This window comes from Asanoa hainanensis (assembly GCF_900188485.1).
GTDB lineage: Bacteria > Actinomycetota > Actinomycetes > Mycobacteriales > Micromonosporaceae > Asanoa > Asanoa hainanensis.
In genome coordinates this window covers 83,091-95,527 of record NZ_FZPH01000023.1, presented here as the reverse complement: position 1 = coordinate 95,527, position 12,437 = coordinate 83,091, and the positions used below count along the sequence as shown (strand labels likewise).

Annotated in this window: 11 protein-coding genes; 5 read left to right on the top strand and 6 right to left on the bottom strand. The window is 69.9% G+C overall.

Annotated elements, in window-relative coordinates; all coding sequences use genetic code 11:
* Window positions 1-50: 50 nt before the first annotated feature.
* From CHC05_RS36565 to CHC05_RS36550, 4 genes are read left to right on the top strand one after another with little or no spacing between them, the layout of a single operon-like run.
* A complete protein-coding gene (locus CHC05_RS36565; protein WP_089255219.1) occupies window positions 51-974 on the top strand; it encodes an ABC transporter permease in 924 nt (307 codons plus the stop codon).
* Window positions 967-1,920, top strand: a complete 954-nt coding sequence (locus tag CHC05_RS36560; RefSeq protein ID WP_089255218.1) for an ABC transporter permease — start codon at window positions 967-969, stop codon at window positions 1,918-1,920. The genes CHC05_RS36565 and CHC05_RS36560 overlap by 8 nt, the downstream gene beginning before the upstream one ends.
* Window positions 1,895-2,953, top strand: coding sequence for an ABC transporter ATP-binding protein (locus CHC05_RS36555; RefSeq protein ID WP_089255217.1), 1,059 nt, complete (start codon window positions 1,895-1,897; stop codon window positions 2,951-2,953). The genes CHC05_RS36560 and CHC05_RS36555 overlap by 26 nt, the downstream gene beginning before the upstream one ends.
* Complete coding sequence (locus tag CHC05_RS36550) at window positions 2,940-3,953, top strand: ABC transporter ATP-binding protein (RefSeq protein WP_089255216.1); 1,014 nt, start codon at window positions 2,940-2,942, stop codon at window positions 3,951-3,953. The genes CHC05_RS36555 and CHC05_RS36550 overlap by 14 nt, the downstream gene beginning before the upstream one ends.
* Before the next feature lie 3 nt (window positions 3,954-3,956).
* On the opposite strand, the gene CHC05_RS36545 is transcribed toward CHC05_RS36550, so the two are convergent.
* The 3 genes from CHC05_RS36545 to CHC05_RS36535 all read right to left on the bottom strand — a co-directional run bounded on the left by CHC05_RS36545 (window position 3,957) and on the right by CHC05_RS36535 (window position 6,399).
* Entirely contained in the window at window positions 3,957-5,348 is a 1,392-nt protein-coding gene (locus CHC05_RS36545; RefSeq protein WP_144022933.1) for a sensor histidine kinase, read from the bottom strand.
* Entirely contained in the window at window positions 5,345-6,016 is a 672-nt protein-coding gene (locus tag CHC05_RS36540; RefSeq protein WP_281257794.1) for a response regulator, read from the bottom strand. The genes CHC05_RS36545 and CHC05_RS36540 overlap by 4 nt, the downstream gene beginning before the upstream one ends.
* Before the next feature lie 104 nt (window positions 6,017-6,120).
* Window positions 6,121-6,399: a hypothetical protein gene (locus tag CHC05_RS36535; RefSeq protein ID WP_089255214.1), complete on the bottom strand. Its 279-nt coding sequence runs from the start codon at window positions 6,397-6,399 to the stop codon at window positions 6,121-6,123.
* A gap of 195 nt (window positions 6,400-6,594) precedes the next feature.
* Between CHC05_RS36535 and CHC05_RS36530 the strand changes: the two genes are divergently transcribed.
* Complete coding sequence (locus CHC05_RS36530; protein WP_179266539.1) at window positions 6,595-7,404, top strand: SigB/SigF/SigG family RNA polymerase sigma factor; 810 nt, start codon at window positions 6,595-6,597, stop codon at window positions 7,402-7,404.
* Between the two features lie 41 nt (window positions 7,405-7,445).
* On the opposite strand, the gene CHC05_RS36525 is transcribed toward CHC05_RS36530, so the two are convergent.
* The 3 genes from CHC05_RS36525 to CHC05_RS36515 all read right to left on the bottom strand — a co-directional run bounded on the left by CHC05_RS36525 (window position 7,446) and on the right by CHC05_RS36515 (window position 12,151).
* Window positions 7,446-9,809 carry a glycoside hydrolase family 65 protein gene (locus CHC05_RS36525; protein WP_089255212.1) on the bottom strand — a complete coding sequence of 788 codons (2,364 nt, stop codon included), beginning with the start codon at window positions 9,807-9,809 and terminating at the stop codon, window positions 7,446-7,448.
* A gap of 73 nt (window positions 9,810-9,882) precedes the next feature.
* Entirely contained in the window at window positions 9,883-10,515 is a 633-nt protein-coding gene (locus CHC05_RS36520; protein ID WP_089255211.1) for an STAS domain-containing protein, read from the bottom strand.
* Window positions 10,516-10,720: 205 nt separating this feature from the next.
* A complete protein-coding gene (locus CHC05_RS36515; RefSeq protein WP_089255210.1) occupies window positions 10,721-12,151 on the bottom strand; it encodes a serine hydrolase domain-containing protein in 1,431 nt (476 codons plus the stop codon).
* Window positions 12,152-12,437: the final 286 nt, after the last annotated feature.

Genomic DNA, 12,437 nt, shown 5'->3' with positions numbered 1-12,437 from the left:
GGTCGGGCGTACGGCGGGCGCCCGCCCCGCACCCGGAGAGGGGCCAGCCCTTGTTGCGATACACCCTGCGCCGGTTGCTGCAGACCGTGCCGGTGCTGATCGGCACGACGTTCCTCGTGTTCGCGATGGTCTTCGCCATACCCGGTGACCCGATCCGGGCGATGGCCGGTGACCGTCCGATGGCCGAGGGCACTTACCTGGCGCTGCGCGACCGCTACAACCTCGACGACCCGCTGCTCGTCCAGTACGGCAAATACATGGGCGGGCTGGTCCGCGGTGACTTCGGGGAGGACTTCAACGGCCGTGAGGTCGCGGACATCATGGCCGACCGGTTCCCAATCACGATCAAACTGGCTCTGGTCGCGCTGGCGTTCGAGATGCTGCTCGGCATCCTCGCCGGCGTCCTGGCCGCAGTCCGCCGAAAATCGTTCATGGACAGTCTGGTCCTGGTGACAACGACGGCGATCGTCAGCGTCCCGACGTTCGTGCTCGGCTTCACCCTCCAGCTCGCCGTCGGGGTCAAGCTCGGCTGGTTTCCGATCGCCGGTCTCACCGAGGGTTGGCGCAGCTATCTGCTGCCCGGGTTCGTGCTCGGCGCGCTCTCACTCGCCTACGTCGCGCGGTTGACCCGAACCTCCCTGGTGGAGAACCTGCGGGCCGACTATGTCCGCACGGCCACCGCGAAAGGTGCGACGCGCCGCCGCGTTGTGGGCATCCACGCGCTGCGCAACTCGCTCATCCCGGTCGTGACCTTCCTCGGCGTGGACCTCGGCGCGCTGATGGGCGGTGCCATCGTCACCGAGGGCATCTTCAACATTCCGGGCATCGGGCAACAGGTGTTCCTTTCGGTGCGCGCCCAGGAAGGGCCGGTCGTCGTCGGCATCGTGACCGCGCTCGTGCTCGTCTTCGTCCTGGCAAACCTGGCCGTCGACCTGCTCTACGGCCTTCTCGACCCGAGGATCCGCTATGAGTGAGGCGAAGAAGTTCCGTGCCGGGTCCGAGGGGATCGGCGCGCGGGGTGGCGAGGAGAGGGTCGACGCGGCGGCGGGCGGTGAGGCCGTCGAACTGTCCGGCCGGCGGGCCGGGCTGTGGGCCGACGCCTGGCGCGAGCTTCGCCACGACCCCCTGTTCCTGGTCGCCGGCTTCGTGGTGCTGGTCTTCGTCGCCATGGCCGCCTTCCCCGGACTGTTCAGCAGCGTCGACCCGCGGGCCTGCGACCTGTCGCGCTCGCTGGCGCCCCCGGGAGGCGGGCACCCCTTCGGCTACGACCTGCTCGGCTGTGACTACTACGCACGCGTCGTGCACGGAGCCCGGGTGTCCATCGCCATCGGTGTCCTCGCCACCGGGTCCACTGTGGTGATCGCCGTCGTGCTGGGCTCGCTGGCCGGCTATTTCCGCGGTCCGGTCGACACGGTGATCTCCCGCTTGACCGATGTCGTCTTCGGTCTGCCGTTCATCCTCGGCGCCATCGTGCTGCTCTCGGTGGTCGGTACCCGCGGAGTGCTCGAGGTCGGCCTCGTTCTCGTCGCGCTGGGTTGGACCACGATGACCCGCCTGATGCGGTCGTCGGTGCTGTCCGTGGTCAACGCCGACCACGTCAGTGCGGCCAAGGCACTGGGCGCCTCCGACGCGCGCATCCTGGCCACACACGTGTTGCCCAACGCCGTCGCGCCGGTCATGGTGTACGCCACCATCTACGTCGGGATCGTCATCGCGGTGGAGGCGACGCTGTCGTTCCTCGGCGTCGGCCTGCAGCTTCCCGCGATCTCCTGGGGCCTGATGATCTCGGACGCGCAGTACCGGATCAGTGAGGCACCCCATTTGCTGCTGTTCCCCGGGCTGTTCCTCAGCCTGACGGTGCTCAGCTTCATCCTCATGGGCGACGCGCTGCGCGATGCCCTCGACCCGAAACTCCGGTGAGGTGACCGTGGACATCGAGGTGGCATCCGAGACGCCGGTCGGCCCGGGCCGTCCGTTGCTCGAGATAGAGGATCTGCACGTCGAGTTCCGGACCCGCGACGGTGTGGTCAAGGCCGTCAACGGCGTCAGCTACAACGTGCGCCGGGGCGAGACCTTCGCCGTTCTCGGCGAGTCGGGATCGGGCAAGAGCGTCAGCGCGCAGGCGGTGATGGGGATCCTCGACACCCCGCCGGCCCACGTGACCCGCGGCCGGATCTTGTTCGCGGGCGAGGACTTGCTGGCGATGCCGGAGGACCACCGTCGCCGGTTACGTGGCGAACGCCTCTCGATGGTGTTCCAGGACGCGCTCACCGCACTGAACCCCACTTTCACGGTGGGCTGGCAGATCGCCGAGATGCTCCGGATCCGTCGCGGGTTGTCCCGAGCGGACGGTCGGCGCCGGGCGGTCGAGCTGCTCGACCGGGTACGGATTCCGGGTGCGGTCGAACGGGTCACCGACTACCCGCACGAGTTCTCCGGCGGGATGCGACAGCGAGCGATGATAGCGATGGCGCTGGCTCTCGATCCCGACCTGCTCATCGCCGACGAGCCGACGACCGCTCTGGACGTCACGGTCCAGGCGCAGATTCTCGAGCTGCTCGCGGAGCTACAGGAGGAGAACGGCATGGCGCTCGTCCTGATCACGCACGATCTCGGCGTGGTGGCGGAGGTCGCCGACCGGATCGCGGTCATGTACGCCGGGCGGGTCGTCGAGACCGCCGCCGCCCACGAGATCTACCAGGCGCCGGCCCATCCCTACACCGAGGGACTGCTCGCCTCGGTGCCCCGGGTAGCACGGCGCAGGGACCGGTTGGACGCGATCGGTGGTGCGCCGCCCAACCTCGCCCGGATCCCGGCGGGATGTCCCTTCCACCCCCGCTGCGGCTACGAGCGCCCATTGTGTCGCCACGACGAACCGCCGCTCTACCCGGTCGGCGACGGCCGGGGCAGCGCCTGCCACTTCTTCGAGGAGGTTCTCGATGGCCGCGCCTGAGCCGCCGCTGTTGGAGACCGAAGGTCTCGTCAAGCACTACCCGCTGACCCGGGGAGTCGTCTTCCGCAAGAGATACGGCGAGGTGCGGGCCGTCGACGGCGTGGATCTCGCGCTGCGGCGGGGCGAGACTCTCGGTCTCGTGGGCGAGTCCGGCTGCGGCAAGTCGACCCTGGCGCGGGTGCTGATGCGTCTCGAGGAGCCGACCGACGGCGAGATCAGGTTCGCGGGGGAGGACGTGCGACGGATGTCGCGCCGGGCGCTGCGCCAGTACCGGCGCCGCGTGCAACTCATCTTCCAGGACCCGTACTCGTCCCTGGACCCGCGTATGACGGTCGGCGACCTGGTCGCCGAGCCGTTCCGGATCCATCGCGACGTGCTGCCCCGACAGCGGGTGCGGGCCCGGGTGGGTGAGCTGCTCGAGGTCGTCGGGCTCGATCCCGACCATGCCAACCGCTATCCGCACCAGTTCTCCGGCGGCCAGCGCCAGCGGATCTCGATCGCGCGGTCGCTCGCGCTCCGGCCCGACGTCATCATCTGCGACGAGCCCGTCAGCGCCCTGGACGTGTCGGTGCAGGCGCAGGTCGTGAACCTGCTCGGCAAGCTGCAGGCGGAGTTCGGCCTCGCGTACCTGTTCATCGCGCACGACCTGTCGGTCGTGCGGCACATCTGCGAGCGGGTCGCGGTGATGTACCTCGGCAAAGTCGTGGAGACGGGCTCGGAGGCCGAGGTGTACGACCACCCGTGCCACCCGTATACGCAGGCACTGCTGTCCGCCGCGCCCGAGCCAGACCCGGCCCTGCGCGGGCAGCGGAACCGCATCGTCCTGCGCGGCGACGTGCCGAGCCCGATCGACCCGCCGTCGGGCTGCCGGTTTCGCACCCGTTGCTGGAAGGCACAGGATCTGTGCGCGACCGAGGTGCCGTCGCTGGAATGGCGGTCGCGACCCCACCCGGACGCGTGCCATTTCTCCGAGACACGTGGTGTCGTCGGTGTGGACTGACTTTCAGGCCTGGGGAAGCGCGTGTGCGGCACCCGGGTCGGTCGGCAGCTCGACCACGAAGCGTGCGCCGCCCTTCGGCCGGTCCTCCACCCAGACGCGGCCGGCGTGGCGGCGTACCTCCTCGGCGACCAGCGCCAGACCCAGGCCCGTTCCCGCCGAGCCACCCGACGCCCGTCCGAACCGTTCGAAGATCTGCTCGCGAAGGTTTGCCGGCACACCGGGACCGGCGTCGTCCACGACGATCCGGACGGTGTCGCGGCCCGGCTCGACGGTAACGGCGACCACGCCGCCCCCGTGTCGTTGCGCGTTGTCGACCAGGTTGACGACGACCCGTTCGAGCCGGGTCCGGTCGCCGGTGACGATCGCACCGTCGCCGGTGCCGGTGGTGCCGACCACCGGCCGGCCGGCGACGGTGTCCGCCACCTGAACCACCTCGGCCAGCGACAACGGCTCGAACACGAAAGCCCGGTCTGGTGCGGTAGAGATCTCTAGCAGGTCGGTCACGGTGCGCTGGAACCGCCGGACCTCCGCGCGGAGCAGTCCCACGACCTCCCGGTCGGCCGGGGTCAAGGTCGCTCGGCGCGCGTCGAGGATCTCGACCGCGTTGACGATCGTCATCAGCGGCGTCCGCAGCTCGTGGCTGACGTTGGCCGCGAAACGGGCATCCCGCTCGACGCGCCGCCGCAGCGCGGCGACCGTCCGGTTGAACGCGTCCGCGATCATCCGCAGGTCGGCCGCGCGCCCCGGCGACACCCGCGTGTCCAGGTCACCCGAGGCCACGGCCGCCGCGGCCCGCGTGAGCGCCGTGACCGGCCGTAGCGCCGCGGTGGCCGCCCAGCGGCCCAGGGCGATGCCGAGGCCGGTCGTCACCGTTCCCGCCGCGACCAGCACGAGGATCAGCGTCCGTGTCGTTTGCGTGATGTCGGACAGGCCGAACACCTCGACGTATCCAGCGCCGGCCGCCGGCAGCGGCCTGACGTTGACCAGCGACGGCCCGGTCGGCAGCGACACCCGCACGACGAGCTGTCGGCCCGCGACGGCGCTTGCGCGTACGCCCGCCGGCAGGTCGAGGGGATCGGCGGTGACGTTGCTCGTGTACCAGCGCCCGTCCACGTACACCAGGGAATAGGAGGCGATGGGGCGGTCCAGGCCGCGCAGCGTGTCCGCGAGCTGGTCCGGCGCGGCGAGCACGACCTGTTCGATGATCCGTGCATGGATCGCGGCCTGCCGTTCCGTCGTGCGCTCCCGTTGTTCCACCATGACCGGGTATAGCAGCAGCGCGGTGCTGACACCGAGGACGGCGGTGACGGCGAGGGCCACGCCGGCGAACATCAACGCGACCTGGCGGTGCAGGTTCATCGCCGGAAGCGACCCCCGCCCCCGGGGCGCGCTCACGCCACCAGCTTGTAGCCGAGCCCCCGAACGGTGAGCAGATGGCGGGGGTTGCCCGGGTCTCGCTCGACCTTGCCCCGCAACCGGCGTACGTGCACGTCAACCAGGCGTCCGTCACCGAGGTAGTCGTAGCCCCAGACCCGCTGCAGAAGGTCGGTCCGGCTGACCACCTCGCCCGTCCGGCGGGCAAGCTCGACCAACAGCTGAAACTCGGTGCGGGTCAGTGCGACCTGCGCACCATCGCGCAGCACCACCGCCTCGGCGGGCCGGATCTCCAACGGGCCGACCGTGACGGCTGACGGCTCGGTCTCACCGGGCGCGCCGGCCCGTCGCAACAGCGCCCGGACGCGAGCGGCGAGCACCTTGGCCACGAACGGCTTGACGACGTAGTCGTCGGCCCCGGCCTCCAACCCGGCTACCACGTCGTGGCTGTCGGTCCGGGCCGTCACGATGATCAACGGCACGTCGCTGCTCTGGCGCACCTTGCGGCAGACCTCGAGCCCGTCGACGTCGGGCAACATCAGGTCGAGCAGGACGACGTCGACCTGATTGCGGCCGAGATGTTCGAGCGCCTCGGTGCCGGTCGAGGCGACGACGATGTCGAAGCCCTCCTCGCGGAGGGCGAGGGTCAGCACGCGCTGCACCGCGACGTCGTCCTCGACGAGCAGCATCCGCCGGCTCATGGACGCATCCTGCCCGCTCGGGTGCGGGTCAAACCAGCCCTGGCCGGCGGCAGTTTCCCGGTAGGTCTGCTCGGCGACGCGGATGGTGGCGGTCACGACGGGGCGGGTCCGACCGTGAACCGGACAGCTCCGGTGTCATCGGTCCGCGCGTGGAGAACCTTGCCCTCGACCGCCCGCACCGCCTGCTGCTCGATGAAGATCCGGGTCCCCGAGCCGTTGAAGATGGTGTCGCTGCTCTCGGGCGATGCCGCCACGGAGAGGCGCAGGTCTCCTTCCGCGCCGGAGATGCGCAGCGCCGCGCCCGGAGGCACGTCCTCCCCGGTGGCGAGCGCGTTGATCGCGGCCACGGCTTCGTCGGTCACGGTGAGCATGCGGGAACCTCCATCGGTCAGGTGGCGCTTGTGGTCGTGGGGACCAGGCGCGGCTACCCGGGGGCGCGGCGGATGAAACGTCGGCGTCGCGCGGTCGGCGGGGGCCGGAGGTCGAATCGATCGGGCCCACGACGGTTGCCGCACGGATTGGCGTCGAACCGCTTCCCGGGCGGCTCCGCGAGGTTGTATGGGCGCATGTCCGCAACCATTCCGCGCCAGCGAGCCCCGGCATCACCATGGAACGGGGAGCGCACCGATCTCGATCGCCGCGCGTTCGCCGCGCTCATCGTCATGGCCGCGCCGGAGACGACGCCGCGCGCCCGAGACGCCGCCCGCGACCAGGTCATCGGGCTCTACCTGCCATTGGCCCACCGGTTGGCCCGGCGCTACCACGGGGGCGGCGAGCCGATGGACGACCTGGTTCAGGTCGCCGCGATCGGGCTGATCCGCGCGGTCGACCGGTTCGACGCGCGCAAGGGCGAGACCTTCGCCGCCTACGCGATCCCCACCATCGTCGGCGAGCTGCGTCGACACTTCCGTGACCGGGCCTACGACGTCCGGATACCCCGCCGCCTTCAGGAGCATGCGATGCGGGTCCGCTCCGCCGCCGGCGACTTGGCTCAGCGTCTCCGCCGCACGCCCGGCGTCGCCGACCTGGCGCGACACCTCGGGCTCAGCGAGGACGAGGTGATCGAGGCCATGGCCGTCGGCGACGTGCGGACCGCCCTGTCGATCGACTCGCTGAACGGCCCGATCCCGCCCAGTGGCACGCCGCGCGAGCGCGTCGGAGCGGTGGACCCCGAGCTGGAGAACGTCGAGTCCCGCACCATGGTGCGCTCGTTGCTGGCGGAGCTCCCAGCCCGCGAACGCCGTATCGTGTGGCTGCGGTTCTTCGAGGAACGGACGCAGTCCGCGATCGCCGACGAGGTCGGGCTCTCCCAGATGCACGTGTCCCGACTCCTGTCGCGTGCCCTCGAAACGATGCGCCGCGGCGCCGCATCGTGACCGCTTGCGCTCCACCCAAACCTGCGGCGACTGACCGGTCGTCACCGCACGGCGGCTCCGTGCGGTCGAGGCGAGCGCCCTGGCGGCTGACCTGGAGGGGGGAGCGACGGCGTCATCGACACGACACGACGCTCGACGGGCGCCTCCGGACGGACTTCGACGAGCTCGTCGTACAGGCACAGCTTCAGGGGTTCGCCGTCATCGTTCCGGACGGTGCACCGCACGGTCCGGTGGTCGACCTCGACCAGCAGGCGCGTCCCGCGGCGGCGCAGCCGGAACGCCAGCCGGTCGATCCCAGCCGGCAGCCGTGGGTCCAGCGCCAGGAGTTCGTCGTGTTCGCGCAGACCACCGAAACCCTCGACCAGGGTGGACCAGGTGCCCGCGAGCGATGCCATGTGCAGACCGTCGCCGGTGTTGCGGTGCACGTCTCTCAGGTCGACGAGCGCCGCCTCGTACGCGTAGTCGTGTGCCAGCTCGAGGTGCCCGACCTCGGCGCACATCACCGCCTGCGTGCACGCGGAGAGTGAGGAGTCCCGCACGGTGATGCGCTCGTAGTAGTCGACGTTTCGGGCCTTCTGCTCGGCCGTGAACGCGTCCGGGCACCAATGCATGGCGAGCACGAGGTCGGCCTGTTTGACGATCTGGCTGCGATAGAGCCTGAAGTAGGGGACGTGCAGGAGGAGGGGGTGTCGATCCGGTGAGCCGTCGAAGTCCCACGGCGCGTACCGGGTGAAACCCTCGGACTGTGGGTGCACGCCCAGGACTTCGTCGTACGGGACGTACACGGCGTCGGCGGCACGTCTCCACGCGGTGCGCTCGGTGTCGGTCACTCCGAGCCGCTCTGCGACGTCGTCGTTCCGGGCACAGGCGCCGAGGGCGGCGCGCAGGTTGCGGGCAGCCATGAGGTTGGTGAAGACGTTGTCGTCAGCGACCGCGCTGTATTCGTCGGGACCGGTGACCTTGTCGATGTGCCACCTGCCGTCCAGGTCGTGGTGGCCGAGCGAGGCCCACAGCCGGGCGGTCTCGACGAGGAGTTCCGTGCCGCACTCACGGTCGAGAGTCAGGTCGCCGGTGACCACCCGGTACCGCTCCAGCGCGTGGGCGATGACCGCGTTGAGGTGCATCGCGGCCGTGCCGGCCGGCCAGTAGCCGGAGCATTCCTCGCCGCGGATGGTGCGCCACGGGAACGCGGCACCGGCCAGTCCGAGGGTCGCCGCCCGTTCCTTGGCCCTCGGCAGGGTGGCGAACCGCCAGCGCAACGCGTTGGCGGCGGCATCCGGCACCGTGTATGTCAGCAGCGGCAGCGAGAAGCCTTCGGTGTCCCAGAACGCGTGGCCGTCGTATCCCGGTCCCGTCAGTCCCTTGCTCGGAATCGCCCGGCGTTCCGCCCGCGCCCCGGCCTGGAGCACGTGGAAGAGGGCGAACCGCACCGCCTGTTGCAGCACGGGATCGCCGTCGACCTCGACGTCGGCGGCATCCCAGAACTCGTCGAGGTAGCCACGCTGTGCGGCGACCAACCCGTCCCAACCCGTGTGCCGGGCACCACTGACGGCGGCGGCGGCCTGGTCGCGCAGCGCCTGCGGCGATCGGCGTGAGCTCCAGCCGTAGCCGAGGAACTTCAGCACCCTCAACCGCTCGCCCGGCCGTAGCACGCAGGTGATCGTGGTGCGCGCCCAGTCCGGCCGCACGTCGGTCTCCTCGTCGAAGCGGCCGGGTGCCTCCACGATGTGGTCCATCGCGGCCACCATCAGCAACCCGCTGGTGCGGGTGCGGTGCAGCAGGATCGCACCGTGCTGCTCCTGGTCCTGGTCGACCGCCACCAGCGGCCGGTCGAGGGCGGCGGCCACCCGTGGGTCGTCGGACACTCGCGGCTGTTGCTCGTTGGCGACCAGACCGGACTGCACGCGGATCATCACTTCGTCGTCGATCGCCTCGACCTCGTACTCGACGGCAGCGACCGCGCGCTGCGTGAACGAGACCATGCGGGTCGACCGCACCCGGACGGGCTTGCCGGTCGGCGATATCCACTCGACGTCGCGGCGGAGGAGGCCGGCGCGCAGGTCGAGAACCCGCTGATGGGCGACCAGTTCGCCGTACCGGACGTCGAAGGGCTCGTCGTCGACCACCAGGCGGAGGATTTTGCCGTCGGTGACGTCGACGACGGTCTGCCCCTGTTCGGGATATCCGTAGCCGCCCTCGGCGTACGGCAACGGCCGCTCCTCGAAGAACGAGTTCAGATACGTACCCGGGATGACATGGGGCTCACCTTCGTCCAGGTTGCCGCGCAGACCGATGTGGCCGTTGGAGAGCGCGAACACCGACTCGGTCTGGGCCAGGAGATTCGGGTGCAGGGCGGGCTCACGGACCGACCAGGGTTCGACGGGGAAGACCGCACGTCCGATCATGGCTCAATGGTCCCGCACCCCGGCGGTTGGTGCCGGGCGGCGCCGCGGATCAAACCGGCACCTGGATCAGGTGTCATGACGTGTTCACCGGCAAGGACCGCGCGGTGCGGGCCGGTGAGCCCGACCTTTCGCCCGCCAGCGCGGAGAGGGCGCTCGCGCGGTCCCCGAAGATGGGGAAGGCGTGCCGGAGGCGCATCGTGTGCAGGACGGTGAGCAGGAACCGCGACGGCGCCGCGAGGCACAGCGGCACGTGGCGTCGTCTGGCCTCCTGCCGCGCCCGCACCAGCACACCGAGGGCCGCCGAGTCCACGAGGTTGACGCCCTCGAGATCGAGTATCACCGGTCGGCCCGCGGCGATCGGGGCACTGAGCAGGGCCTGCAGCTCGTGGCTCGTCTGCGTGTCGATGTCACCGTTCGCGGCGACCACGACGACGTCGGACTCGCTGTGCACCCCGAAGCGAGCCGGAGAGAAACGCTCCTGCCCGGCCGTCGGGGCGTCGGTGACTCGACCGGGAGCCATGGTCGCGCACCGGGTGCAGCTGTGCCGGCCGGCGGCGAACGGTGATCCCGCCCAACCGATCTCGATGAGCACCGTCCAGACCAGATCCTCGTCGTGTACGCAGGTGTTCGTGGCGGTAACGACGACGCCGCAGCTGTCGCAGATCACGTCGATCGTCGTCCCGGTAGAGCTCGGTACGGCGGTCATGTCATGTCATCTCGTCCTCGTCGATGTCCAGCACCTGCGCCGCGCGCGCGATGGTCAACAGGCGGCGCAGAGACGGCGACGTGGACCAGCGGTACCGTGCAGGTCGCCTGTCGCGTCGTCGCCCCCATCCGCTTCTCCTTCGGCTCCGATCCTCGTCTCGTGCCAGCGTGGTGGACAGGTGTGGCGGAGGTTGCGCTGCGGTGTGTCAGTTGCGTGACAACCGCGGTGGCGGGTGGCCACTGATCCGGGCGACCGCGAGTCTGAAGCCGGCCCACAGCACGCCGGTCACCGCGGACGTGAGGAGCGCCAAGCCGACGTCCGGCTGGAACTGACGGATCGTGCCCAGCGGCGAGCCGAGCAGGCTTGGCATCAGGCTAAGGATGACCCATGCCGCGACAGCGGTGGTCAGCAGCGGAAAAAGCAGGCTGAACCAGCCGAGCCTGCCCGTCTTGGCGCGAAGTTCCGCGCGGTGGACCCACGCCCACATCATGCTGAGAAGGTAGCTGACCGGCAGGAGCACCAGAGCGATGAACAAGGCTTTCCGCGGCCACCGTGACCCCTCATCCCCGTAGTCCAGGCCGATCGCCGCCGCGGTGATGCCATCGCGCAGGTGGCTCGTCTCGCCGAACCCCATTCCGCTGCCGCCGTTGACCAGCACGACCACGCCCGTCCTCCGTCCGGGAATCATGGTCGCGATCGATTCGAAACCGGGGCTTGTCCCGGAGTGCCAGACGCGGCCGTCGGCGGGGTCGACAAACCAGCCAAGGCCGTAGAACGGCGACGTTTCGCCGGCTGGACGCATCATCTGCGCTTTCCCTTCGGCGCTCAACACATCGTTCTCGCCGTTCATCATCATTCGCAGGTAGAGTGCCAGGTCGCCGGCGCTCGCGACGATTCCCCCCTGGGGAGCCGTGCCCCGCTCGGTCCTGTTGTCGGGCAGCGATATCTTGGTGCCGAACCACGGTCGGTGCCCGGTCGCCATGGATTCATGAACTTCGCCGTCGGCGACGAAGCTGTGCGTCATGCCGATCGGCTTCAGGATGTTGAGCGCGACGTAGTCTTGGTATTGCTGGCCGCTCACGACTTCGACCAGGCGGCCGAGGATCTGGTAGTTGGTGTTCGAATACTCCCACCTCTCACCGGGCGGGTGGACCGGAACCACGTCGGCAAGCCGGTCGACCCGGCGTGCGAGCTCGTCCGGTCGTTCGGAGATGTCGGTATGCGGGGCGTTCCCTTGCAGCGTGGAGAAACCGCTCGTGTGACTCAAGAGCTGCCGGATCGTGACGGCGCCCGAGGGCTGGCCCGAGAAACCGTCGAGATAGTGGGAAACCTCGGCGTCCACATTCAACTTGTCCGCTTCGACGAGCTGCATCACTGCCAGCGCGGTGAAGCTCTTGGTGATCGAGCCCGTCAGGAAGGGCGTGTCCGGTGTAATTTTGCGGTCGTCTCCGCGTCTGGCCACACCACGCACGCCGACCGATGTGGTCCTGCCATCGGCAACAGCGGCGTAGGCGAGGCCAGGGACGCCGGAAACACGCATCTCGCTGTCGATGAAATCGTCAATCGATTCGACCGGAACCCGTGAGGGCAGGGCTGCGATGAGCCCGGCCGCGACGAAGACGAGAAGGCGCCGCATTGTCTACCCTCCGCTGCTTCCGGGTGTGGCGCAGGCTGACGCCGCCACCGACGACGCCGAGCGCCTCGATCACCGATCCGGCCGGACGGCGTCCGCCCGACGCGCGGACGGGCGGCTACCCGCAAGGGCTGACGGCGAAACCCTCGAACCGACCGCCAGCGCTACCGCGTCGACCCGACCCTGCGGAGCCATGCCGGGCCCGGCCGGTCGGAGTGTGTTTGAGAACCGCCCGGGAACGGTAGTCGACGCGCGTCCCGGCGGTCACCTCCGCCGGGAGGGTCGGAGG

Bases quoted from the DNA above. Each gene is read 5' to 3' on its own strand.
- CHC05_RS36560 (WP_089255218.1), top strand. From the start codon at position 967: ATGAGTGAGGCGAAGAAGTTCCGTGCCGGGTCCGAGGGGATCGGCGCG.
- CHC05_RS36555 (WP_089255217.1), top strand. From the start codon at position 1,895: ATGCCCTCGACCCGAAACTCCGGTGAGGTGACCGTGGACATCGAGGTG.
- CHC05_RS36550 (WP_089255216.1), top strand. From the start codon at position 2,940: ATGGCCGCGCCTGAGCCGCCGCTGTTGGAGACCGAAGGTCTCGTCAAG.
- CHC05_RS36540 (WP_281257794.1), bottom strand. From the start codon at position 6,016: ATGCTGCTCGTCGAGGACGACGTCGCGGTGCAGCGCGTGCTGACCCTC.
- CHC05_RS36535 (WP_089255214.1), bottom strand. From the start codon at position 6,399: ATGCTCACCGTGACCGACGAAGCCGTGGCCGCGATCAACGCGCTCGCC.
- CHC05_RS36530 (WP_179266539.1), top strand. From the start codon at position 6,595: ATGTCCGCAACCATTCCGCGCCAGCGAGCCCCGGCATCACCATGGAAC.
- CHC05_RS36525 (WP_089255212.1), bottom strand. From the start codon at position 9,809: ATGATCGGACGTGCGGTCTTCCCCGTCGAACCCTGGTCGGTCCGTGAG.
- CHC05_RS36520 (WP_089255211.1), bottom strand. From the start codon at position 10,515: ATGACCGCCGTACCGAGCTCTACCGGGACGACGATCGACGTGATCTGC.
- CHC05_RS36515 (WP_089255210.1), bottom strand. From the start codon at position 12,151: ATGCGGCGCCTTCTCGTCTTCGTCGCGGCCGGGCTCATCGCAGCCCTG.